Genomic DNA, 23,245 nt, shown 5'->3' on the forward strand with positions numbered 1-23,245 from the left:
GGCGAGAGTATTGATAGATCCAATGAAATATAAATACCTCGTGGCCATTATGACTGCAGATAAAAAGGCTTACGACATCACACAATTTGTCGAAGATGTATCCTGGGAAGAGGGAGAGGACCAGCTTGCGGCCAGAATTAGTTTTTCGGCCAAGAACGATAAAACTTCAAAGGGAAGAATTTCTTCTCTTGCCAAGCCTGGGTGTTATGCAGCACTTTTGTATTCCTATAATGGTGGCAAAAATGCCGAAGCAACCAGAGGAAAAATAGTTGAATGGAATCCTTCAGCGAGAACATCCGGAGAGAAATTTAAGGTAAAGGCATACGATGTTCTATATGATCTGCAGGAATCACAAGATCATGTATATTTTTCAGCCGGCGTAAAGACAAAGTCAGCCATAGTCCAAGTGCTGAAACGCTGGGGCATAAAGGTCACATCTTACAGCGGACCAAATGTGAAGCATGGGAAGCTGGCTTATAAGTCTGAAAAGCTTGGAACAGTGGTTGTGAAAATCCTCAAGGAAGCCAAAAAGAAAGGCGGCATTGAGGCATGTCTGCGGGCTGTGAAAATGAATGTGACCGTAGTTGGTTTTGGAACAAATAAAACAGTATATCATTTTGAAGAAACACAGCATCTTACAGAAGTAAACCATAAGATCAGCACTACCGGGATGGTTACAAGGGTAAAAATCATCGGAAAAGCAAATGATGATGGATGCTCACCTGTTGAGGCTACAGTTGATGGAAAGACAAGCTACGGAATCCGCCAGAAGATTGTTTCCAGAGGAACTAATGACACATTAGATGAGGCAAAAAAAGAAGCGAGAGAGATTCTTGCAGATGATGGCAAACCAAAGGAAGAAATCACGATAAAACTTCCGGATATTCCTATCATTCGGAAGGGTGACAAGATTCATCTAAAAACAGCTTCAATAAGTGCTGGGTATTATATCGTAATATCTGCTACGCATGATGTAGATAAAATGCTTATGACACTGGGACTGAAAAAAGCACCGGCAGCAAAAAAGAGCAGTGGGAATAAAAAAACAAAAGCAAAATCATATGATGTTGGGGACATTGTTAATTTCCATGGCGGTAAGCATTATGTCAGCAGTTATCCAGATGCCAGAGGATACAGTGTAGGAGCCGGAAAAGCAAAAATCACGATCAAAGGTGGTTCCGGAAAAGCACACCCATGGCATCTGGTTACACAAAACTGGAATCAGACTCATGTCTGGGGCTGGGTTGACGATGGATCATTTGACTGACAGGAGGAACATTATGTCAAAAATGGAAAAAAATGGAATGGAAAAGCTTGCAAAGGTATTGGATTCGAGAATGGAAGAACACTCAGGAGGAGGATTTTCGTTCGACTTTGGAGTGATCAAGAAAGATTATTCCCTTGTTTCCAATACTTTTCCTTTGCCTATTCCTAAAAAGGATTATTCTGTCTGCAGACTTTTGGCCAATCTATCAACAAACGTATCTGGAGGAACACACGGAGGGCATAACAGCGGAACGGGATCACATAGCCATAAGGTGGTTATGCCTAAGTTAAAACCGGGAGATCGTGTGCTTATCGTATGGGTTGAGGGAGAACCTGTAGTCATAGATGTAGTAGTCAAGGCAAGTGGATTATAGGAGGCAATATGGAAGAAGAATCAAAAAATTTACTGCCGACTGTGGATGTTCCAGATTTTGTGGATGAAGAGGAAGATGAAGAATATGACGTTGACTATAAGCCATCGCCAATGTGGGATCTTGAAAAAGGAGATTTCGTTCGCACCGCCGCAAATAATGTGCCAATGAACGATGGATATGAAGCATATAAAATATGGTGTGTAAAAACGGTATCTACAGAAAGATATTCTTGCCTGGGATATTCAGATGATCATGGAACTGAAACAGAAGATATAACAAGAGAATCTGACCAAAGCACTGTAGAACTTTCTCTAGAAAGGACAATCCAGGAAGCTCTGATGGTCAATCCGCGGACATCATCGGTAGAAGAGTTTTCTTTTGAATGGGGTACTGGGAGGGTAAAAGTATCATTCATAGTTTATTCTGTTGATGGAGAACCCTTTACCGTTGATTCAATCATAGAAGTTTAGAGGAGGTGGTTAATATGGCTAGACCAGAATTTGAAATTCCGGAATTTGTGTCAGAAAGTGATTCTGACCAGATACAGGAGAGGATGATGGGAAACCTTCCGGCGGATATATCGGATATGGAAGGTGATTTCCCATATGATTTTACCATGCCTACGGCCATCGAGATATCTCAGCTTGTACAGTTCAATCTTGTTCGCTGCCTGATGGTTGCGTTTCCGGAATATTCCTGGGGCGATTGGATGGATCTGCATGGCGCAGAAGCAGGAGTGACAAGGAAAGAAGCTGTAGCAGCAACTGGAACAGTGTCTGTTACGGCGGCTTATGGCACAGTATTGGCAGCAGGCACAGTCTTTGCGGTTCCTGCAACAGATCAGATGGAAGCTGTTGAGTTCCAGACTTTACGAACTGTTACGTTCACAGAGAATGAAACCATGGACCTTGCGGTTGAAGCGGTCACTCCGGGGGTATCCGGGAATGTTCCGGCAAATACGATTACAATTATGGCATCACCGATCAATGGCGTTACAGCAATTACCAACAGCGAGAAAACATCGGGTGGTGCTGAAGAAGAAAATGATGAAGATTATTATGAACGAATCCATGCAGAATTCCAAGATTCGCAGTTCTATGTAGCGAATGATGCTGACTATATTAAGTGGGCCAAAGAAGTCCCCGGGATTGGAGATTGTATTGTAGAACCAGCTGTTGAAGGACCAGGAACAGTGGGATTGATCTTAGTTGATAGCAACGGACAGCCCGCATCAAGTACACTGGTCACAGCAGTTTACAACCATATCGTTTCTCCGGACGACAGGAGCAAAAGACTGTTGCCTACTGGATCGTCTAAGCTGATCGTCAAGTCAGCTACAGTAAAAACTGTAGATTTTGCCTGTACAGGACTTGTTCTGGATGGCGTTGGATTGGATGATGTAATCTCGACATTCAAAACTGAAATGATGGCAGTCTATTCCGCGGCGAAAGAAACAAATATCCTCCGGTACAATTCGGCTCGAACAGTACTGTCAACCATAACCGGAGTAAGCGATTTCATAGATTTTACGATGGATGGAAAGAGAGAAAACATTCACCTTTCATCAAGCGAGTATGCAGATACCGGTAATGTGACATTTACATTAGAGGGGGCTGAGACATGAGTATAGATCTGGAAAGATTCCCGTGGAGCGATTCGGCCAACAGAATGCTGACATATGTAACTAAAGGCTGGTATGATAAATCCTATGTCGGAAAATGGATATACGAAGTTATGGGCAGAGAGCTTGATCTGGCCACTGTGCATATTGAAGAACTTCCATACCAGATGTTTATCGATACAGCTACATGGGGACTTAAATATCATGAGATCAAGTATGGACTGCCCGTAAGAGAAGACCTGTCATATGAAGAAAGACGACGGTTGCTCCGTGAAAAGAAAAACACAAAAGCACCAATGACCCCATGGCGAATGGAACAGATTTTAAAAGGCGTGACGGATTATGATGTCCAGGTTCATGATTGTAATGAGCCGGGACATTATTTTTCTCACCCTAACATATTCAGCGTTCAATTGGAAGGTGAAACAGAGGTAGAACTAGGAGAAGTTAAGAGTAAAGTCGATAAGCTGAAGCAATCACACACAGTATATCTTCTTTCTGTTATCCTCATGCTTATTGAATGCACAGAGAGCTTTGAACAGAGAGTGACGTATCATTCAGATTTTTCATGGTGGAAGTATTCTCTTGATGGTTCCTTCGCTCTTGACGGCAGTATCAATCTGAATCATTGGTATCCGACAGAATTTCGCCCAGTCTATCCATTTGATACAGTCTTAACTGAGAATTTTATAGCAGATCGAATTTTTCACCGGATTCCAGATGTATATCATGAAAATATATTTAAGCCTTCCTTTTTCGTACGAAGCGATTTTGTATGGTGGGAAGGTTTTCTTGATGGAAACTTTTCACTGAACGGAACGAGAAAGCTCAATTCTTGGTATCCGATGGAAACTTTTATCGGGCATAGGCTGTTTATCGGCAATCAGGAGGCTTTTGAAACGAAACAGTGTATTTCATTGCCTGATATGATTAATGCTGAGAAAGCTGATTTTAGAGGCACACAGAGGGTAATTATGGGCTGGCGTGATGGTAATAAGATCCTGGACGGCAACTGTTTGTTAGACGGGACTTTATTGCTTGATGCAGGAGAGCCGCCATATCTGCAGACAGTTCGGATTCGTGCGCCTGTTAAACACGAAGAAGAAGTAGAGGTCACAATGGTTATTCCTTCACGGGCCGCAAGACTGGATGGAACGTGTAGGCTAGATGGAAGTGTAAAACTAAATTCAGGAAGGGAGGTCCTTTAAATGGCAGGGACTACAGTTACAACACTGGCAAAGAAAAAAATGGTAAAAGCAAGAGCGGGGATTTCATCGCTCCCAAAGATTGTAGGCATGGCTTTTGGTGATGGAGGTGTAGATTCGGGTGGAACAGTAAAATCACACAGCGCCGATCAGAACACCTTACATCATGAATTACTTCGCAAGAATGTTGATGGTTACGAGGTTCTTTCTGACACAAAAATCAGATATCGTTGCACATTGGCGGAAAATGAGCTGGCAAACACTTATATTTCTGAGGTTGGATTATATGATGCAGACGGAGATATGGTGGCCATGAAAGCATTCCTGAAGAAAGGAAAAGATGCAGACATGGAATGCGTGTTCGAGTGTGATGATACATTCTAACGTATTTCGATATTTTGTAACAAGTAATCGGATAATGATAGATAAATGTTATCATAAGGAGGTAGAAAATGTCGTATTTCGATATTTCTGGAGCTGTTTTCAACAATCAGCTCCGCGAATTAGAAACTTCTGATCCTGTTCATGCAGATGTGTTTAACGCTGTCTTTCGACAGTTGATAAATAATGACGTGGCACTTATGGAAGCCGCCAGCATGTTTGCGGGAGAAAAAAACAAACAGGCTGAATTCATTCTTAATCTCAAGAGAACTGGGAAAAAATATGGGGTTCATCATAGTGCATTTGATGTATCGCCATTGTCGGCGGGCACACGTACTCTCGATGCTGTAGGCATGGTAGCACAGCCTTCTACGAACACAGTAAGAGGAAGAAATGATTTTGAAGGCGAATCTGTTTTTTATGGATTGGAAGTTAATGGTCATGTAGATGATGCCGGAGAATTCATTGTGGAATATATTAAGGGAATCGACAATGAGTTCTCCAGGACAGAAAGAGATACATGGATGTTGTATCTGACTCAGTGGATTAACATAACCATTGATGCAAATGGAGAAAGCCTTGTTATCTCAGATGAACATCACGCAGGCTTCTTTCCGGAAGGAGCAGCAATCCGTACAGATCAGACTGTCAGACCGTTCGTTGCACAGGCTAAATATATGGCTGGAAATGGTTCTGATGGAAAGGCTGCATCTATTAGCGGAGTAAACGCTGCGCATGATCAGTCTCACAATGGAATGATTACACGATTCAAAGCCAAAGGAACACAGTATTGTGGAACAACTGCACAGGATAAAAACCATATGGACAACCTGTTTGAGGTCGCTTTCGCAACACGGAATTCACAGTCGATCATGTCTGGTTGCACAGGATATTACAACAGGTTCTATGCGACTGTTGTTGAAAATAATGTGGAACGTATCATTATCAGCAAAAGTGATGCAAACTCTTTGGTGGTCGGAAGCACGGTATCCATTGGAAATGCCACAGCTTTAAGTGGTAGCAATCCGACGGATGATAGAGGAAATGCAGGACTTCATGCAAAAGCAAATCGTGTCATCATTACAAAAATTGAAGATTATGACAGCAATAATTCGGCAGTTTATGTAGATAATGGAGGAACTAAATTTTCTACCGGTTCTACAATGGTAGGCTCCACAGAAGTAAAGACTACTATCGTTACAATGCCATGGCACACAGGTGCATGCGATAATGTCCTTGGTTCTTGCGGTTCTCCGAACAGTAATACATCTGGAAAAGACCCATACATTCTGTTCGGTGTAGAAATGTTCCTGGGATTTTACGAAGTTATCAGCAACGTAATTCTTAAGATATCTAATCATGTAATGACGGCTTGCATTTGTTATGACTGCACAAAGTTAGCAACAAGCGTGACATCGGATTATGTTGAGTGTGGATATAGTATTGCAGATACACAGGAAAGTTGGAAATATATCAGTGAACTTGGATATGATCCAGAAAATCCGTCTGTAAGACATGGAACGAAAGTAGCAGCTTCCTCCAGCACAGGGTATGCAGATGGACAGTATACAAATAAGCTTGATCAGACTTCTGACGGGTTAAGAGAGTGGCTTTCCGGCGGCGCCCTGAACGACTGGTCTAACGCGGGCCGGTGGTGTGCGTACCTGGGCACCGGGCTCGGTCTCAGCTGGTGGGTCTGTGCCGCGCGTCTTTCTGCTTCTGGACGCTGTGCGAAAGCAGCAGCGTAGGGGGTGAATTGCCGAATGGCAAGAGGGGAACTCCCCTTTTATTTCCCGGCGTAGCCGGGGCGTTTTAAAATCATACGGACTCACGCTACGTTTGGCAGTGGCTTTCCGGCGGCAACCTGAACAACTGGTCTAACGCGGGCCGGTGGTATGCGAACCTGAACAACGGGCTCGGTAACAGCTGGTGGAACTATGCCGCGCGAATTTCTGTGAGAATTTTGATGTGTAGCGTGTTTCGCTGTCCTTTGAGACAGTCCTAAAATGGCGGGGGCGGAATGCCCGAAATTCAAGCACCAGCATCGGCGGTCAGGAAACTGACTGCTGACCCTGTGGCGGAAGTGGACACAGGTGGGGGTTAGTAGTAAAACCGAAAGCTCTTGAACACAGAAAGAAAGAGGACTGGTAATGAAGACATATTGCCGAAGAATGGATATTTCTGACGAAAATTTCATCAGGAAATACATAGCTGCATTTATATATGACAAGCTAGAAAATGGTAATATGCCGAGTATTTTTGCTTACTATGGAAGCATAAGTAAAAATGAGGCTAGAAGGCGGTTGGAGAATTCACCGGAATTTGTAGCATCTGTGATCGATCAGATTGCGTATGAAATGTCGTGGCATTTGAAGACCAGAACTGTAAGGGAACATATCTATATGGTAGTTCCGGAAGAGAAACTTGTGAAAAATGTTGATATAGTAGATGGAATGAGCGGAAAAATTAGAACGCTAGGACTTGAAAAGATGATCATGCAGCTATATGAGGTGTTGGCCAAGGAAGCGGCAGGCGAGTTGTGGACGGCAAAAGTCGGACTTTTTCAAGTTGCATCAATACCTGGAAGAGGACAAGCTTACGGCAAAAAATACATCGAACGATGGATGTCGCGTGATCCGGAAGGAACCAAATATTGCGTTCAGTCAGACATTAAAAAATGCTATCCCTCTATGTCACATGATAAAATATTAGAATTTCTTCGAAGAGATTTAGGAAAGTCAGATATGTTGTTGTACTTGTTTGAGACTTTGATTGGATTGTATTCTGAAGCAAAGGTGCAGAACAAAGAGAAAGATTGCAAACATGGGATTTTTATAGGCTCTCCGGTGTCGAAAGATCTGTGCAATTATTATCTATCTTATTTGTACCATTATTGCACAAATGAACTTTATGAAATGAAGACCAGACGAGGGAAGACAACAAGAAAAAGATTGATTTATCATATCATGATTCAGATGGATGATATCATTCTTTTTGGCTCTAATAAGAAAGATCTTCATAAGGCAATGCTGCTTGTTATTGAATTCGTAAAATCTACACTCTGTCTAAAGATCAAAGATTCCTGGTCGTTATTTCGTACAGGTTATGTTGACAGAAACGGAAAACAAAAAGGAAGGGATTTAGACTATATGGGGCTTGTGTTCCATGGACAGAATTTAATCAAAAGATGTTATTCCGGAAAAACAGTGACAATACGGAATGTGTCAACAAGAATAAGAGCATCAATATTCCTAAAGGCTCGCAGGAAAATTCATAGATTTGCGAAAAAAATAAAGAACAAAAAGATTATAGGTAGTAAATTCGCCATGAGTACCATAGCATATAACGGTTGGTTTGTAACAACAGACTCCTTTCTTGTGAGGGTTGCAGAATGTTGGGATCAACTTATTTCGATGGCTAAAAATATAATCAGTCGTTATGCGAAACAGAAAAGCTATGCTATGGAAAAATATTATAAGAAGTGGAGGAAATTGAATTATGCATAAAACGAATAGCCCGGAATCACAAGGAAACATTACATATGCTGTTCTTCCAGATGGTTCCGCTGATGTATGGATTCGTAAGAACGAAGTCCAGCTTCCGGAAAAAGATGAAGGACCACAGGGTATGGAAGCTGATGAAATCTATTTTAAAGTATCTGCAGGTGTTGTTCCTAAGGAAGAGATAGTTGCAGATCTTGATTTTTGGTTCGATCAGTTGAAAGACAAAGAAGAAGGCTGCAATGCTGATTATCTTTCTATTGAAACATACCGAGCAGAAAAGAAAAAGGAGATATCTCAGATCTGCCAGAGCACAGTTTTTGCAGGAACGGACATTGATATTTCGTCTGGAAAGGAACACTTTAGCCTTAAAGATGAAGATCAGCTAAATCTCTTTGGAAAACAGGCTCAGCTGACCGCTGGCATCAAAAAACTGGAATACCATGAAGACGGCAATCCGTGCCGGTATTATTCTGCTGAGGATATGCAGAAGATTATTAATGGTGCAATGGAATTCAAGAGTTATCACACAACATATGGAAACTCTGTAAATATGTGGATTAAAGGATGTGCGAAAGCTTCGGAAATCGCCAAGATTGAATACGGAGCGCCGATCCCGGAAGAATATCAGTCAGAAGTTTTAAAGGACTATCTGGCCGAAATGGCAGCCGACAAGGAGGTTAAATGATTACTCTGAAGACCATAGGCAGAAACGCTGTGCTTTTCGCTATAGGAGGTACGATTTACTACATGATCGAACTGATATGGCGAGGGTACAGCTCACTGCCTATGGTACTGGTTGGCGGACTTTGCTTCTTGTTTTGCGGTTCGATAAATGAATTTCTAAGATGGGATATGCTCATATGGAAACAGATGTTTATCTGTGCTGTCGGGATAACTGCAATTGAGTTCCTTTCCGGATACATTTTGAATATTGTATTGGGGCTTGGAATATGGGATTACAGCAATATGCCTTTTAATATAATTGGACAGATATGTCTTCCTTTTACTGTGGCATGGTATATCCTATCTCTATTAGCTATTGTATTGGATGATCATCTGAGGTATTGGATATTTGGTGAAGAAAAACCAAGATACAAGTGGAGGTAACGACGATGGATGAAAACCAGGTTTTAGAACTTGTGGAATTCTATGAAGATATGATTGAAAAGCAGGATGAAATCATAGTGAGGCAGAGCAGGTTCATCAAGAGCCTGGCAACCGAACTTTCTCATTTGCGAAATATGCTGAATGTAGAAGCAAGCGAAGATGAAAGACTTGACGCAGGGATTATTGAAGAAGTAAAGGAAGAGTATGTAAGCATGAGGGAACCGTAGAGGTTCCCTTTTTTCATGGAGGTAAGGTATGGTGCATGCGAGAGATAGACCTTTTAGGCGCAACACATTGGCATCTATTAATGGCGAAAGGAGGTTCTTATGCGAAAACTGGTGGATTGGTTAATCGGAGGTAATCTGGATCGGCTCTTAAAAGCACTCGGAGGGGAAGAGTAATGCTCGAAACATTTTGTCTATCTGTGCTTGGCAGCGGAGGTGTTGCCGGCATTTTTTTTGCTCTGATTCGTCACTATATTGAGCGAAGGCTCATGGAAGTGGAGGCACGAGAGCAGGAACGCATTAAGTATAAAATTGAACAGAGAAAAGCGGATGAAGAAATTACACATGCTACGGGGCGCGTACTCTTTTGGCTACATCATGCAATTGTAAAAGGAGAGCATAATGGCGAGCTCGAAGAAGCATTTGAAAATCTTCAGCGTGCAGAAGCACACAAAAAAGAAATGGACAGAGAAGTTCTGGCCAAATACAGCATTGATTAGGAGGAATTATTTATGGAATTACTTAACTTTTTAAAACAGATTCCGTTCCCAGTATTACTGGTTGCGGTGTTAATTTTGCTTGTAGTGACTTTGGTTATTGCGTTTCAGTATGCCAAGCATAAAGGATTGGAAGGTATCCGTGAACAGGTATACCAGCTGATCCTGAAAGCGGAACATATGTATAAAGAATCGGGAACGGGACAGCAGAAATTGAAATGGGTTGTTCAGCAGGCGAGAGGATTACTGCCAAAGTGGCTGCAGGTTATTGTGTCGGAAGATGCGCTGCTTAAGATAATTGATGTGTGGTTTTGCGGCGTGAAAGATCTTTTGGACGATGGAAAAATAAATGGTTCACAGAAGGAAGGGGCTTAAGCCCTTTCCTTTTTTAGGGGGATATTATGAAAACGAATATAATGGGAACTGCAGTTGCTACGGTCCAGCAGATGCAGTCATATATACAGAAAGTTAATCCGGCAGTACCTAAATCCGTAATCGATATGGTTGAATATTATATATCAGAAGGAAAAACGGAAGGAGTAAGGGGAGATATCGCCTTTGCACAAAGTTGCCTCGAAACAGGTAATTTCACATTCAATGGTTCTGCCGTAACATTGGACCAGAACAATTTTGCCGGAATCGGCGTTACAAAAAATGGTATGAAAGGGAATTCGTTCTCTCATCCATGGATCGGCATCCGGGCACAGATCCAGCATCTTAAAGCATATGCATCTAACGAAAAACTGTACGGTGTATGCGTGGATCCTCGTTTCTGTTATGTGAAAAGAGGAATAGCCCCATATGTTGAATGGCTTGGGATACAGGAAAATCCACAGGGCGGAGGCTGGGCTGCCGGGAAGAATTATGGCTCAAAGATATTGGAAATTCTGGCGAAGATAATCGCGATGCCAGAAGTGAATAAGGAGGATGTTACAATGAATCTTAACACAAGTTTAATCAGCAATAACAACAGCTATGCAAATCAGGTACCTAAATACATCGTTATCCATAATACAGATAACTTTGCCAAAGGAGCAAATGCAAAGGCACATGCAAAGGCCCAGCATGACGGAAATTTCTCCGGCTACTCTGCTCATGTATACGTTGATGATACCGAGGCTTATCAGGCAACTCCATTCGACAGAGGCGCTTGGCATGTCGGCGTTAACTACGGAGGTGGTCTTTTCGGAATTTGCAACAACCACAATTCCATTGGCATTGAGATGTGTGTGCAGGCAGGGTATAATTACGAAAAAGCGTTCCAGAACACTGTTGAGATCTGCAAGATGCTGATGAAGAAGTTTGGAATTGACGCAAATCATGTGGTATCCCACTATGATGTGTGTGCGAAGAATTGCCCTTCTGCAATCCGGGCAAAAGGTGACTGGAACCGTTTCAAGCAGCTGATCGGTGCAAAGACGGCAACTACAACTGTAGATAAATATTACAGAATCCGGAAAACCTGGGGAGACAGTAAGAGCCAGCTTGGGGCATACAAGAATCTTGAGAATGCTAAAAAAGACTGGAAAGAAGGCTACACCATCTATGATTGGAATGGAAAAGCTGTATATCCGGAACAGAAAAAAGATACCTCATCACGCAAAGAGAAAGCTGACTTAACAGTAAAACTGGATATTCAGCTTCCTGTATTACAGTCTGGAACTGAGGGCGTAGCGGTGCGATGCTTACAGTCCATTCTTGGAGTTTCTGTTGACGGAGATTTTGGAAAAAATACAAAGTCAGCACTTAAAACATTTCAGCGGAATGTTGGTATTGATGATGATGGTTGCTGTGGTCAGAATACATGGAAAAAGATAGCTGACCACATGAATGCAAATACATTCAAATAATAACAAAATAGGTGCTTTTTATAATATGTTTGCTTCAAAATTTGCCTTACAGGGTATAAAATATATCACGCAGTTTATAACAGTATTTGATATAATCTAACAAAAGTCCTTCCGATATATCAAGAGGTGCTAAATTATAACGGAAGGAGCAATGGCATGATTAAAATTTTACTGTCAAAAAAGCTTGGGGAGATGAGACTTACTCAGGCAGATTTGGCGAGGGCAACCGGAATAAGACCCAACACCATCAACGAGTTGTACCACGAGCTTGCAGATAGGGTGAATCTGGAACACCTCGACTTGATTTGCGAAGCCCTGGATTGTGAGCTGGATGAATTGATTGTTAGGGTACCGAACAAGGAATCAGCCATAACCCACACTCGCCAGGGAACTCAAAAACCCGGCAGAAAGAGGTAACCGCTGCAACGGTTACCTCTTATTAAAGAGGGGATTTCCCCTCTTTATTTTACTTCTTTTAAATTATAATCCAATGAATCGTACAAATAATCTGTATCAAATCCCATATCTTTGTAACCTTGCAATACAGTTCCAACATAACGGCTAGATGGCCTTCCCACAGTGGCTGAGTCAGGCAAGAGGTATATAATAGCCTTTTTTCTAGTGCCGTTTTTTAATTGTACAAATACATTTCTCTTTTTATAAAATCTCGGATATCCCTCGTACAGATCAAGAGCCTTCTCATTTTTGCTATCGATATTCCAAACAGCAACAGGAACCCTACTTCCTTTTTGCCTTTTGACGGTTGCATAAGATCCTGTGTGGCTTCCTCTGTAAAGTAATTTCCAATTTATCAGATATCCGGTAAATGCGACCGTTGCTCCAGGACAACGGTATGACATTTGCTGTACATTAAGATTGCTTCCGTATGCTACATATAAACTCATGGCATTCCCTTTCTCCCCGTAAAGCCGTTAGGTCAGCTGATTTATGATTAAGCTGCATGTTCTGCATTTGCATTCTCACGAAGCTGTTTCATCATGTGAAGTCTACATGTTTTGAACTCATCACCATAAAGTCCAAGTCTGTTTGTGAGGATATTATACATTAAAGTGACTTTTTTCTTTGCTGTGTATCCGTTCATGGTTCTAAATACGACTTTATCATCGGATTCAATAGCCCAAGCAGAGAGCGCAAGGCAAAACTGAACATATGCTTTAATTTTTCCTGCATGAAGCGTGCTATTGAAAAGTCTAAATTCAACAGTACCTTTCTGGAAGAAGCTATGGAGATTCAGCGCATGATATCTTGTGGAGTTATAATGCTGATGATCGATACCACCACAATATCCATCGTTTGCTGGGCTATACCAGATCTTTTCGACAGAATCGGTTGTGATGTTCTTATCTTTTTTCATGGTATCGAGCAGGTTTTTACAAACTGGCAAACACCAACGATTTTTTCTGCTTCCGACTGCAAGGGCATCATAAATAATTTCCTGCCGACTATACATGAAGTTTACCAATCTGCGCAGAGAGGTTGCTGTATGGTTCGCTCCATCAACATGGATATGGATACCACATGAAGCATGAGGTACTCCACCAATTTCTCTGAATTTGCGAATGATTGCCTGCAATGTTTCAAGATCATCATATTTGAGAATAGGAGTTACAAATTCAACCCTGTATTCGTCCATGTTTTCATTTCCTGTTTTGCGTACTGGAATAATGGAACTGTCTCTCATTATTTTCCATTTCCGTCCCTGTGAATCACGAATGATTCTGGTGTGATAGCAGGTGTGATCAGGACCTGTTACCGTACTCCCGATAACTTCGGCAACAGCTTTAGCTGCCATAGCTCTTGTGATTCCTGTAAATTCAACCTCAACACCGTAGTTCTGTTTCTTTAAAAGTTCTGACATATCATTTTCCTCCTATTATCTCTCAAACCTCGCACCGTCTATACGAATGTTTGTTCTGTTGTTTATGTTTGTATATTACCATATGTACCGTACATGTCAATAGTTTATTGAAGAAAATCTCTAAAATAATGAAGAAAAATGTTGACAAAATGAAGATATAGTGATAAACTATAATTGTAGCAAGGAGATAGCAGGAAAGGAGTTAGAGAAATGGAAAAAGACATAATGACTACATTAGAATTTAAAACCGTTATGGAAATGGTCGTGTTGATCATCGAGAGCAGTAAAAATAAAGAAGAGGCACTTGAAAAAATCAAGAACCTCTCCATTTTAAAAGAAAATAATTAAGAACTAAGCGAATAGACACCGAGCGGACTCCGAAACTTCCTGCTTCCGCTCGGTACCTAAGAAAATAATAGCAGGAAGAAAAAAATAAGTCAACAGAAAGTTGGTGTATTATGATATCGTACAATCCGCTTTGGCACACGCTTCTTGATAGAGGTATGAATAAGGGAGATCTAAAAGACGCAACCGGATTAAGTTATGGGACTATGGCTTCTATGGGAAAGAACGAGCCAGTCAATCTGAAACAGATTGATAGAATCTGTAAAGCTCTTAACTGCGGCATCAGTGATGTGATAGAGTATATACCTGATTAACATCACTGCAATAAATAATACGATTTATTCCCGTGATGTTAGAGTGATGTTTGGAACTATTGCAAATAATAATACAACGTGGTATATTTAATAAAAGCCCGCCTCTCTTATTTTATTTAATACACGGTAACACAAAAAAGCGGCCTAGTGTTATTGAGTTTGAATAGTTGACGCTGGGCTACAAAGCCCGTAACCACGGGGCTTTGCGGCTTTGGGTGTTTGAAATTGCATTATCATTGCATTTTTATATTTCTTTGTGATACATTGCAGTATGCTGATTACTGGTATAATTAGCAATACTTTGAGAAGCTGACTGGTAGCTGAGAACCCCGGTCAGCTTCTTTGCAATCTCAATATTGGTGTTTGGATACAGATGACCATAAGTTCCTAGTGTCGTCTGTATTTTTTCATGTCCAAGACGCTCTTTAATCAGCAGTGGATTTTCGCCCATGCTGATAAGCAGGGAAGCATGCGAATGTCTCAGGGCATGAATTTTGATTCTGTGGACACCAGCTAAATTTGCCAATTTCTCTAATGCTCTTGGAAGCGTTGTTTTGCTGGTGGGTGTACTGTTATAACTCAGTACGAATCCACAATTTGGTAAAACCTTTGCCTGGACCGCCTTCCATTCTTGTAATTCCTTGATGGTATCAGCATCAATATAAATGGTACGGTTGCTTGCCTGCGTCTTAGGTTCAACGAATTTGTAGTCATTCATTGTTTTATAGTACAGTGTTTTACTAATAATCAGCATACCTGTTTCAAAATCAATATCATCCCACTGTAAGGCGGCAGCCTCTCCAATACGCATTCCAGTCATAAATAAAAGCCAGAACGAGATGAAGAGATAGTGCTCGTAGTAGTCACCTTTGTACAGCAGGGATATTACCTTCTGAAACTCCTCCAAAGTCCAGAAGTCGATCTTTACTTTTTTAGATTTGATATTGCCGATCATGCGGGCAGGATTCTTCTTTGCAAGTCCGAGGATAATCGCCCGGTCAAAAGCTAAACATAACATTCCCTGAACAATGCGTACATAGTTTGGACTGAATTGTTTTGCCAACTTGAGCTGCCAGGTCTGTACATTTATCGCTTCTATTTCGGACACTTTCTTCTTGTAGAAATAGGCAAAGTGTTTTTGAATGGTCGAGTAACGATTCTTGTAGGTACTTTCTTTCACCTGAGTTTTGTACCACGGAAGATAGATTTCTTCAATAAACTTTTTGAAGGTAATGTCTTCCTTCTTATCAGCTAATTCTTCCGTTGATGCAAGAATCAATTTGGAATACTCGGCACGGGCTTCTTTTTTTGTTGAGAATCCGCTGCGGTATTTTTGAATCTGTTTTCCGGTTACAGGATGATATCCGAGGTTGGCTCGAAAATAATAAGTGCCGTTTTCTGCTTTTTTAATTGGATCTTTTGCCATGATTTCACTCCTTACTAAAATGCAAAAAGCACGATCATTCTTGCTTATCGGGCAAAGTAATCCCTAATAATTCTTCAACGGCTTCTTTTGGAACCCTGTCTAATTTTCTGGATTGATAATAGGTATGCCCCTTTTCTACCATAAGTTCCTTTGCTTTTTTGATAATATCAGCAGCAAAGGAAGGACCGTAGCCTAATTCAATCAAATCCCTTTTTGTTACAGTTATCATGAATCTCCTTTCCACAGACAGGGAATCAACTTGATACCTGTCTATTATTATATCAAATTTTGAGTAAAAGTTCTCTAATAAAAGCGCTATAAGCTAAAATCCCAAAAGTCTATGTTATTCTTTCAGAAGCCAGTTCCTATGCCCGTTCCGGCCACGTAAAACGGTGTTACTTTGTAACTATTAAGCTGCAGGCGTGCGAAGATGCAAACTATCTGCAGTCACCTATATCAATCTCCCGAAAGATTTCTTTTGTTTTCAAGGTACGGCGAATGGATATATTACCCATTCAATTAAGGAATAGGGGGCTTTTCTTTAAGATTGAAAAATTTTAAGAAAAAATGATAAAAATAAAAGCTGCCTTGATTTGGCAGCCACGGAAATCTATTTGCGTTTTAGAGCCAGACGATTCAGCATGGAAATGAGCGCAAGCATATCCTCGTCATCGAGTTGTTTCATCAGATCAGTTGCTTTGTCAATCAGAGGAAGATTGTGCAGCTCTGAATCGAAGAACTGTTGAGGAGTGACTTCCAGATAGTCACAGATATCCAGAAAGCTCTGCATGGTAGGCAGAGAACGTCCGGAAGTGAGGGACTGGATGTAGCTTTTATTTTTGCCAAGATCCAGACTCATCTGATATTCAGATACATTTTTCTTTAAACGCAGTTCGCTGATGCGTTCTCCAATAAAGTTTTTATCCATACATTTACACCTCTCTTCCACATTTTAAACTATTTACTTACAGCAAATTACGGAATAAAATAGAGATATATTTGAAATATAGTGATTATTCCGTAATATAACCGTAATTTACTAAAATGATACAAAAAAAGAAATTATGGATGATAGAAAATGGATTTTGGGGTATGATGATAGCAAAGGAAGTGGATGTCTGTGCGGATTATAGGAAATGAGCAGGAAATTGAATGGGCGAAGGAAGCACTGCGGAATCAATGTAACGATTGTCCCTACTTGGACTGCTGTAATGAAAAGGCGAAAGAGGAGTCAAAGCAGTGTGGAACGGTTCGGTTTGGCTGCCGGGAGTATCTGAAAGAGAAGATTGAATTCGTAGTAGAAAAATAGATGTAGTATTTTGAACAAATATAAACACCATATATAGTATAAGCCTGAATTGACATGAGGAATATCTTGTGCTAGTATACTGATATAGTTTATTTTATGCACACCCTTTTTGGGGAGTTTCGGGATTCATAAGAATCTCCAAACTTACAGGAAACAGCAGGAGCTGATTCCTGGCATAAGTAGTTTATGTTTGTAGTGAGTGTCACGGTATGCCTTTTTTGGCTGCGTGGCACTTTTGTTTTTTCAGGAAGAAACCAGACTTTTAAGAATGAACAGAGAAAAGACTCTCTTTTCATTCTTTTTTTGTGCTTACATTTAGGTTTCGGCATAGTTGCATGCCACAACCAGCTTCGGCTGTTGATGGATAAATATTATTTTAAGAAAGGTGGAATAAGAACATGAATGAAGCAAGAGTGTATGCAGATGGATTTGAGAGATCCTTTGCAGAAGTAAAAGATCTGCTGGAGTTTCTGGCAGAGAGAGGAAGAAATGCCAAATGGATCAGAAAGCCAACGAATACGTTACGGCTGGCACCACTGGAAAAGGAGGCTCAAAATCTGGATGCGGCAGATGCATCCATGGAAGAAATTTTGGAGGATACAGAGAAGAATACGCAGCTTGTACTGAAAATGAGAGGAGAATCCTATCCGGTACGTGACTGTGCCATCCGCACCATTTTAAGCCGCGCAGGTGTCAATGGAGACGGGCTTCGCAAGCTGGATAAGGCAACATATGCGAAGGTAGTCAATTACTGCCTGCGGGTTGCAAAAGGGGATGCCCTGATTAAGATTGCGGACGGAAAGGTTTCCGCAGTACATGGCGGGGATAAACATGATTATTGCATCCTTGATATGAAAGCCATGTTTGAGACAACCTGCGAATATCTGAATCTGAATTTCAAAGGCAGTGTTTACATGGAGGGCTCTGGTATCTATGACCATTCCATTGTATCTGCCATGTGGAAGCTCGGAGGAAGTCAGGAACTTCTGGATACTTACCGAAAAGCACTGGATGCACACGGAATGGATGAGAAGATCCTGTCACCGGCACTTCGTTTTACCACATCTGACGTGGCAGCGAGCGGTGCAAATCTGTATCCGATGCTTTTGACAGACGGACCAAACGGCGTTATCAGTCTGGGAAGTCCAATCAAGCTGGCTCACGATAAAGGGGCAACGATTCTGGACTTCCGGAAAAATCTGGAGCAGGTATGCGCCCGCTATGTGGATGCGATGAAGAATCTTACTCAGCTTATGGACATTGAGATCCGTAATCCGGTGAACTGCCTGAAGCTGCTGATGAAGGAACTTGGCATTAAACAGAAGATCCGGAATGAGGTGGTGGAGCTATTTGTATCCCAGAACGGGGAAGGTGCCTGTACGGCACATGATCTTTATTATGCCATGAATGAAGCCTCCTTTTTTGCAGCCTGTGAAGGAATGTCCGGACAGGGCATCCTGAAGCTGGAGGAGGATATTACGAAGGCGCTTATAAAAGACTGGAAAAAATATGACGTTTATGGAGCAGTCAAATGTTAGGAGGAATTGGAATGAATAACAAAGCAGAGTATACACCGGAAAAGGTTGTGGATATCAGTAACCTGTCAAGAGAAGACTGGTTGGAATACCGCAAAAAAGGAATCGGCGGCAGTGATGTAGCGGCAATCATGGGGATCTCTCCATTTGCCACTATCCGGGATCTGTTTTACAACAAAACAGGTGTGCAGCCGGTCATTCAGGAGGAAGAGGAAAGCAACTGGGTTGCCAAGGAAGTCGGACACCGGCTGGAAGATCTGGTGGCAGAAATCTTTTCCAAAAAGACCGGACTGGAAGTATTTCCGGTACGTGTCATGTTCCGGCATCCATTATATCCGTTCATGCTTGCAGATGTGGATTTTTTTGTTCGTATGCCGGATGGGACATTTGCGATTCTGGAATGTAAAACCTGCAATTATAATGCGAAAGATAAGTGGGCTGATGAGGGTATTCCAGCTCATTATGTGCTGCAGGTAAGGCATTATCTGTCTGTGATGAATATGCAGAAAGCCTTTATCGCATGCCTGTATGGAAATAACGAGAATGAGTTTGTGTATCGCACCATTGAGCGTGATCTGATTGAGGAAGAAGACATCATTGATCAGGAAACGTATTTCTGGCAGGAACATGTATTGAAAAATGTAGTACCGCCGCATAACGGGAATTCCGATCTGGTTCTGGCAAATATCCGTAATTATGGTGGTTTTGCAGACAAATCTATTCCGGAAATTGTGCTTTCCGGTCTGGAATCAAAAAATCTTGAGAAGTATCTTACCCTTTCGGAGGAAAAGTCACAGTTGGAAAAACGGAAAAAGGAAATCGAAGCAGAACAGCGGGCAATCAGTGTTCCTTTTGTGGAACAGCTGGGGCAGGGCTGCAAGGCAGTGCTGGAGGACGGTACGAACCGTTACCGTATTACCTATAATCCGACCAGACGTACTTCGGTTGGGAAAGACCAGATGGAGAAGCTGAAAAACCAGCATCCGGATATCTATGAGGAATATACAAAAACAACGGAGAGCCGTACTTTCCGAATTAAGAAGGAGGCGGCGTAATGAGAAAACCAAATGAACGGATGCGGATAAAAAGCTGGAGGGATATAAACAATGAGGTGCAGATTTAAACATAAGATTTTCCAGAATGAGGAGAATGGGTATACGATTGCCATATTCACCACACAGGAGACGTCTGTCCCCCTGTCAGCCAGAGACAAATATCTGGCATCCCGGAATATCATCGGCTTCTCAGCGATTGGATTCGGTCTTCCGCTTACAGACGAGATTGAGCTTGAGATGGAAGGCAGATGGGAGAGCGGAGAGCATGGAACTCAGTATCAGGTGGAAAATTTCATGGAGGTTGTACCACGGACAAAGGAGGGTATCTTAGGATACCTTTCTTCCGGTGCAATCAAAGGTATCGGTCCCAAGATGGCAGATACTATTTTCCGGAAGTTTGGGCTTCAGACACTGGAAATCATGGAAAACAACCCGCAGGAACTCTTGAAGATCCGTGGAATTTCCGAGAAGAAGCTGGCTGCTATTGTGGAGTCCTATGGAAAAAACCAGGTGTTCCGGGAACTGATGACGTTTCTGGCGCCTTTTAAGGTAACACCCAAAAAAGTGAATATGATTCTGAAGAAATTCGGAAATGAATCGGTGGATATTATCCGGCACCGCCCTTACATGCTGAGTGCAGTCAAAGGCTTCGGGTTTCTGACTGTGGATGCGATCGGAAGACAGTGCTGCTGTGCACTCAATGATCCCATGCGGATATCCGGGTGCATCGGACATATCATGAATCAGGCAATGAAAGAAGGACATCTGTTTAAGCAGCGTCAGGAGGTTATCAGGGAAGCACTGGAAATGCTGAACCGGGATCTGCAGGTCATGGCAGTATCGGAGCAGGATGTCAGTCAGGTGCTTTACCGGCTGGTGCTGCAAAAAAGCATTGTTGTGGAGGAAGAACGGATCTATTCTATCCGGCAGTATGAAGAAGAAACACAGACCGCTTCCATGATAGCCAGACGGCTTTTGGAGAAGCCGGTTTTGCTGTCCATTGAACCGGAGCTGGAAAAGGCACAGAAGACACTGGGGATCACGCTGTCAGAAACACAGAAACAGGCAGTGCGGATGGTGTTTGCACATCCCATCAGTATTATTACCGGAGGTCCCGGAACCGGAAAGACAACGGTTCTCAAGGTGATTCTCTATATCCATCAGGCGTTATGCAGGTCAGAGGTACAGCTTATGGCTCCGACCGGACGTGCGGCAAGACGTATGGTGGAGAGTACCGGCTGTGAAAATGCATCCACGATGCATCTGGCCCTGGGGCTTTTGGGAGATGATACGGATTTTGAACCGGATTTTGAGTACCTGTCTGCCGGATTTCTAAATGTAGATGAGGTGTCCATGGTGGACATGCATCTTGCCTATGAATTTTTCCGGCGGGTTAGCAGACATGCCAGAGTCCTTTTAGTCGGGGATAAGAACCAGCTTCCATCCGTAGGAGCCGGGGATGTGTTCCGGCAACTGATTGCCTGCGGGCTGATTCCGGTCACGGTACTGGATCTGGTTTACCGGCAGGGCGCTTTGAGCAGCATACCTTATAATGCAAAACTGATGCAGGAGAATAAGACTAATCTGAGCTTTGGGGAGGATTTTCAGTTCATTGCCTGTAAAGGAGCAGATGAAGCGGCAGAGATTGTCCGGAGGATTTATCTGGACGAGATTGCAAAAAACGGCATGGATCAGGTACAGATCCTGACTCCGTATCGGAAACGCAGTGCTGCCGGAGTGGATGAATTGAACAAATCTCTGGAGGATTTTGTAAATCCGCCAATCGCAGGGAAGAAGGAACTGCATATCGGCAGTCAGGTGTTCCGGGTTGGCGATAAGATTTTACAGAATAAAAATACCGAGATGGCGAGTAACGGCGATCTGGGCAGGATACTGGACTGTATCACGGATGAGGATGGAAATGCCAGGGCAGTGATCGGATTCCCGGATGGGCGGCAGGTGCAATATGAAGCTGACCAGATGGAAATGATCGAACATGCTAACGCAACAACCATCCATAAGGCACAGGGTTCCGAATGTCCGGTTGTCATCATCCCTTGGGTAAAAGCCTTTTATATGATGCTGAAGCGCAATATTCTCTATACCGGAGTGACCAGAGCGAAAAGCAAGGTTTATCTGGTAGGGGAATGGGCTGCAGTCTGTCAGGCAATCCATACGGATGACAGCGGGACAAGGAACACCATTCTGAGTGAGCGGATCGTACAGTATTACGATCAGTATCAGAGTGAACAGAAACCGGAAATGGAGCAGTTAAAACTTGTTGTTTAAAAATATTTTTCAATTTTTGAAATAAGCGGACTATTACTCTTATATAGGGGAACGTCTGCTTTTCTAAATGAAAGGAGCAGAGAATGAAAGAATTATTGTATAAGAAATCAGAGGCAGTTGCCGCTTTGAACCGTGTGGATGGCTTCCATCCGATGGAACTGGCAAGAAAGATTGGAGAAGAAGGGCAGGAGGAGCAGCTTTATCTGGATGTGAAATACCGGAAGCTATGGTTTCGTCTGGTCAATCCGGCAGGAAAGATCATCAGCCGGATTATCACTTTCACAGAGAACATGGCAGTTGTGGAAGCACGTATCTATCTGGATAAATGTGATCAGGAAGACAATTATGTAGCCAATTCCTTTTCGCAGAAATTCCGGAGCGATGACCCGAAGTTTGGAGACAAATTTCTGGAAATGGCAGAAACAGCAGCCGTAGGAAGGGCATTATCGGATGCCGGATATGGTGTGCAGTTTGCGGATGTGGGAGAGGAAAATGATCCTGCACAGGTAGATGCCGGAATTCCATATCAGAATCCACAGATGCCGGATTCAGGTGCCATGGAAAATGCAGCCATGCCGGATTCGGGTGTCATGCCAAATGCCCCTATGCCAACTTATGGAGAGATGCCAGGTCAGCCGGAATATGCAGGCCAGCAGATGATGAATCAGTTCTATCAGCAGGCACAGGCGGCGGGAAGCACCATTTACCATGGCAGTGGACAAATGCCTGGCTACGGTTCCGCTCCGGCTGCCTCTACGCCGCCAAAGACCGGACAGATGCTGCAGGGAGCATTACAGAATCTGGATACGTCCCTTCCGGTAGAAGAACTGATGAAACACATGAACTATGAAATGGCAGTCGGGACTGTGATTCCGGGAAAGGGAAAATACGGCGGAAAGACCATGGGACAGGTGGCAGTTGAAAGCCCGTCAACGATCCAGTGGTTTGCCGAGCAATATTCCGGACCGAACAATCTGGTTCCGGCGGCAGCAAAGGTAATTTTACAAAAAGCAATGCCGATGGCTGGTTAAGGAAGAACCCCGCAGAGAGCTTTTTTCTGCGGGG

At 42.6% G+C, this 23,245-nt stretch carries 27 protein-coding genes and 1 pseudogene; 23 read left to right on the top strand and 5 right to left on the bottom strand.

The features are described 5' to 3' along the window. Window positions 1-10: 10 nt before the first annotated feature. From NQ489_RS01830 to NQ489_RS01905, 16 genes and pseudogenes are all read left to right on the top strand, one after another. On the top strand, window positions 11-1,267 hold the full coding sequence (locus tag NQ489_RS01830; protein ID WP_044962055.1) for an XkdQ/YqbQ family protein: 1,257 nt from the start codon (window positions 11-13) through the stop codon (window positions 1,265-1,267). A gap of 13 nt (window positions 1,268-1,280) precedes the next feature. Then, window positions 1,281-1,640, top strand: coding sequence for a hypothetical protein (locus NQ489_RS01835; RefSeq protein ID WP_044962057.1), 360 nt, complete (start codon window positions 1,281-1,283; stop codon window positions 1,638-1,640). Between the two features lie 8 nt (window positions 1,641-1,648). After that, window positions 1,649-2,110, top strand: a complete 462-nt coding sequence (locus NQ489_RS01840) for a DUF2634 domain-containing protein (protein ID WP_021652458.1) — start codon at window positions 1,649-1,651, stop codon at window positions 2,108-2,110. 14 nt (window positions 2,111-2,124) lie between these two features. Further along, on the top strand, window positions 2,125-3,264 hold the full coding sequence (locus tag NQ489_RS01845; protein ID WP_021652459.1) for a baseplate J/gp47 family protein: 1,140 nt from the start codon (window positions 2,125-2,127) through the stop codon (window positions 3,262-3,264). After that, complete coding sequence (locus NQ489_RS01850; RefSeq protein ID WP_021652460.1) at window positions 3,261-4,469, top strand: putative phage tail protein; 1,209 nt, start codon at window positions 3,261-3,263, stop codon at window positions 4,467-4,469. Before NQ489_RS01845 ends, NQ489_RS01850 begins: the two co-directional genes overlap by 4 nt. Beyond that, on the top strand, window positions 4,470-4,850 hold the full coding sequence (locus NQ489_RS01855) for a phage tail-collar fiber domain-containing protein (protein ID WP_021652461.1): 381 nt from the start codon (window positions 4,470-4,472) through the stop codon (window positions 4,848-4,850). A 68-nt stretch (window positions 4,851-4,918) separates the two neighbouring features. Further along, window positions 4,919-6,595: a hypothetical protein gene (locus NQ489_RS01860; protein ID WP_227945572.1), complete on the top strand. Its 1,677-nt coding sequence runs from the start codon at window positions 4,919-4,921 to the stop codon at window positions 6,593-6,595. Window positions 6,596-6,997: 402 nt separating this feature from the next. After that, a complete protein-coding gene (locus NQ489_RS01865; RefSeq protein WP_044960329.1) occupies window positions 6,998-8,353 on the top strand; it encodes a reverse transcriptase domain-containing protein in 1,356 nt (451 codons plus the stop codon). Beyond that, window positions 8,346-9,035, top strand: coding sequence for a hypothetical protein (locus NQ489_RS01870; protein ID WP_021650071.1), 690 nt, complete (start codon window positions 8,346-8,348; stop codon window positions 9,033-9,035). The genes NQ489_RS01865 and NQ489_RS01870 overlap by 8 nt, the downstream gene beginning before the upstream one ends. Beyond that, window positions 9,032-9,457, top strand: coding sequence for a putative ABC transporter permease (locus tag NQ489_RS01875; RefSeq protein WP_021650070.1), 426 nt, complete (start codon window positions 9,032-9,034; stop codon window positions 9,455-9,457). The genes NQ489_RS01870 and NQ489_RS01875 overlap by 4 nt, the downstream gene beginning before the upstream one ends. A gap of 5 nt (window positions 9,458-9,462) precedes the next feature. Then, window positions 9,463-9,684, top strand: coding sequence for a hypothetical protein (locus NQ489_RS01880; protein ID WP_021650069.1), 222 nt, complete (start codon window positions 9,463-9,465; stop codon window positions 9,682-9,684). Window positions 9,685-9,857: 173 nt separating this feature from the next. Next, entirely contained in the window at window positions 9,858-10,181 is a 324-nt protein-coding gene (locus NQ489_RS01885) for a hypothetical protein (protein ID WP_021650068.1), read from the top strand. A 12-nt stretch (window positions 10,182-10,193) separates the two neighbouring features. Beyond that, complete coding sequence (locus NQ489_RS01890; RefSeq protein WP_021650067.1) at window positions 10,194-10,553, top strand: hypothetical protein; 360 nt, start codon at window positions 10,194-10,196, stop codon at window positions 10,551-10,553. A gap of 32 nt (window positions 10,554-10,585) precedes the next feature. Continuing rightward, a pseudogene (locus tag NQ489_RS17935) lies at window positions 10,586-11,080 on the top strand (glucosaminidase domain-containing protein); the annotation flags it as partial. Window positions 11,081-11,113: 33 nt separating this feature from the next. Continuing rightward, window positions 11,114-12,028 (top strand): peptidoglycan recognition protein family protein, encoded by a 915-nt coding sequence (locus NQ489_RS17940; RefSeq protein WP_227945636.1) that lies wholly within the window; start codon window positions 11,114-11,116, stop codon window positions 12,026-12,028. A gap of 156 nt (window positions 12,029-12,184) precedes the next feature. Further along, window positions 12,185-12,445 (top strand): helix-turn-helix domain-containing protein, encoded by a 261-nt coding sequence (locus NQ489_RS01905; protein ID WP_021650065.1) that lies wholly within the window; start codon window positions 12,185-12,187, stop codon window positions 12,443-12,445. A 44-nt stretch (window positions 12,446-12,489) separates the two neighbouring features. Here the strand turns inward: NQ489_RS01905 and NQ489_RS01910 are convergent, their stop codons facing one another. Both NQ489_RS01910 and NQ489_RS01915 read right to left on the bottom strand, forming a co-directional pair. Beyond that, window positions 12,490-12,933: a gamma-glutamylcyclotransferase family protein gene (locus NQ489_RS01910; RefSeq protein ID WP_021650064.1), complete on the bottom strand. Its 444-nt coding sequence runs from the start codon at window positions 12,931-12,933 to the stop codon at window positions 12,490-12,492. A gap of 47 nt (window positions 12,934-12,980) precedes the next feature. Next, window positions 12,981-13,907 carry an amidoligase family protein gene (locus tag NQ489_RS01915; RefSeq protein ID WP_021650063.1) on the bottom strand — a complete coding sequence of 309 codons (927 nt, stop codon included), beginning with the start codon at window positions 13,905-13,907 and terminating at the stop codon, window positions 12,981-12,983. 210 nt (window positions 13,908-14,117) lie between these two features. Between NQ489_RS01915 and NQ489_RS01920 the strand changes: the two genes are divergently transcribed. Together NQ489_RS01920 and NQ489_RS01925 are read left to right on the top strand one after the other, a co-directional pair. Further along, entirely contained in the window at window positions 14,118-14,255 is a 138-nt protein-coding gene (locus tag NQ489_RS01920; protein ID WP_021650062.1) for a hypothetical protein, read from the top strand. Window positions 14,256-14,410: 155 nt separating this feature from the next. Further along, window positions 14,411-14,566 carry a helix-turn-helix domain-containing protein gene (locus NQ489_RS01925; protein ID WP_326929003.1) on the top strand — a complete coding sequence of 52 codons (156 nt, stop codon included), beginning with the start codon at window positions 14,411-14,413 and terminating at the stop codon, window positions 14,564-14,566. Window positions 14,567-14,810: 244 nt separating this feature from the next. Here the strand turns inward: NQ489_RS01925 and NQ489_RS01930 are convergent, their stop codons facing one another. The 3 genes from NQ489_RS01930 to NQ489_RS01940 all read right to left on the bottom strand — a co-directional run bounded on the left by NQ489_RS01930 (window position 14,811) and on the right by NQ489_RS01940 (window position 16,920). Beyond that, window positions 14,811-15,992: a site-specific integrase gene (locus tag NQ489_RS01930; protein WP_005333347.1), complete on the bottom strand. Its 1,182-nt coding sequence runs from the start codon at window positions 15,990-15,992 to the stop codon at window positions 14,811-14,813. Window positions 15,993-16,026: 34 nt separating this feature from the next. Further along, window positions 16,027-16,221: a DUF3173 domain-containing protein gene (locus NQ489_RS01935; protein WP_005333349.1), complete on the bottom strand. Its 195-nt coding sequence runs from the start codon at window positions 16,219-16,221 to the stop codon at window positions 16,027-16,029. A 381-nt stretch (window positions 16,222-16,602) separates the two neighbouring features. Next, window positions 16,603-16,920: a helix-turn-helix domain-containing protein gene (locus NQ489_RS01940; RefSeq protein ID WP_005333350.1), complete on the bottom strand. Its 318-nt coding sequence runs from the start codon at window positions 16,918-16,920 to the stop codon at window positions 16,603-16,605. Between the two features lie 192 nt (window positions 16,921-17,112). Between NQ489_RS01940 and NQ489_RS01945 the strand changes: the two genes are divergently transcribed. The 5 genes from NQ489_RS01945 to NQ489_RS01965 all read left to right on the top strand — a co-directional run bounded on the left by NQ489_RS01945 (window position 17,113) and on the right by NQ489_RS01965 (window position 23,211). Then, on the top strand, window positions 17,113-17,301 hold the full coding sequence (locus NQ489_RS01945; RefSeq protein WP_425458801.1) for a 2-ketoisovalerate ferredoxin oxidoreductase: 189 nt from the start codon (window positions 17,113-17,115) through the stop codon (window positions 17,299-17,301). Window positions 17,302-17,699: 398 nt separating this feature from the next. Continuing rightward, window positions 17,700-18,839: a hypothetical protein gene (locus tag NQ489_RS01950; protein ID WP_005333353.1), complete on the top strand. Its 1,140-nt coding sequence runs from the start codon at window positions 17,700-17,702 to the stop codon at window positions 18,837-18,839. Beyond that, on the top strand, window positions 18,833-19,891 hold the full coding sequence (locus NQ489_RS01955) for a YqaJ viral recombinase family nuclease (RefSeq protein WP_005333354.1): 1,059 nt from the start codon (window positions 18,833-18,835) through the stop codon (window positions 19,889-19,891). The genes NQ489_RS01950 and NQ489_RS01955 overlap by 7 nt, the downstream gene beginning before the upstream one ends. A 51-nt stretch (window positions 19,892-19,942) precedes the next feature. Continuing rightward, complete coding sequence (gene recD2, locus NQ489_RS01960; protein WP_021650060.1) at window positions 19,943-22,180, top strand: SF1B family DNA helicase RecD2; 2,238 nt, start codon at window positions 19,943-19,945, stop codon at window positions 22,178-22,180. An 83-nt stretch (window positions 22,181-22,263) separates the two neighbouring features. Continuing rightward, a complete protein-coding gene (locus tag NQ489_RS01965; protein ID WP_005333375.1) occupies window positions 22,264-23,211 on the top strand; it encodes a hypothetical protein in 948 nt (315 codons plus the stop codon). Window positions 23,212-23,245: the final 34 nt, after the last annotated feature.

It is taken from the genome of Blautia sp. KLE_1732_HM_1032 (genome assembly GCF_025147905.1).
GTDB classification, from domain to species: domain Bacteria; phylum Bacillota; class Clostridia; order Lachnospirales; family Lachnospiraceae; genus Blautia_A; species Blautia_A fusiformis.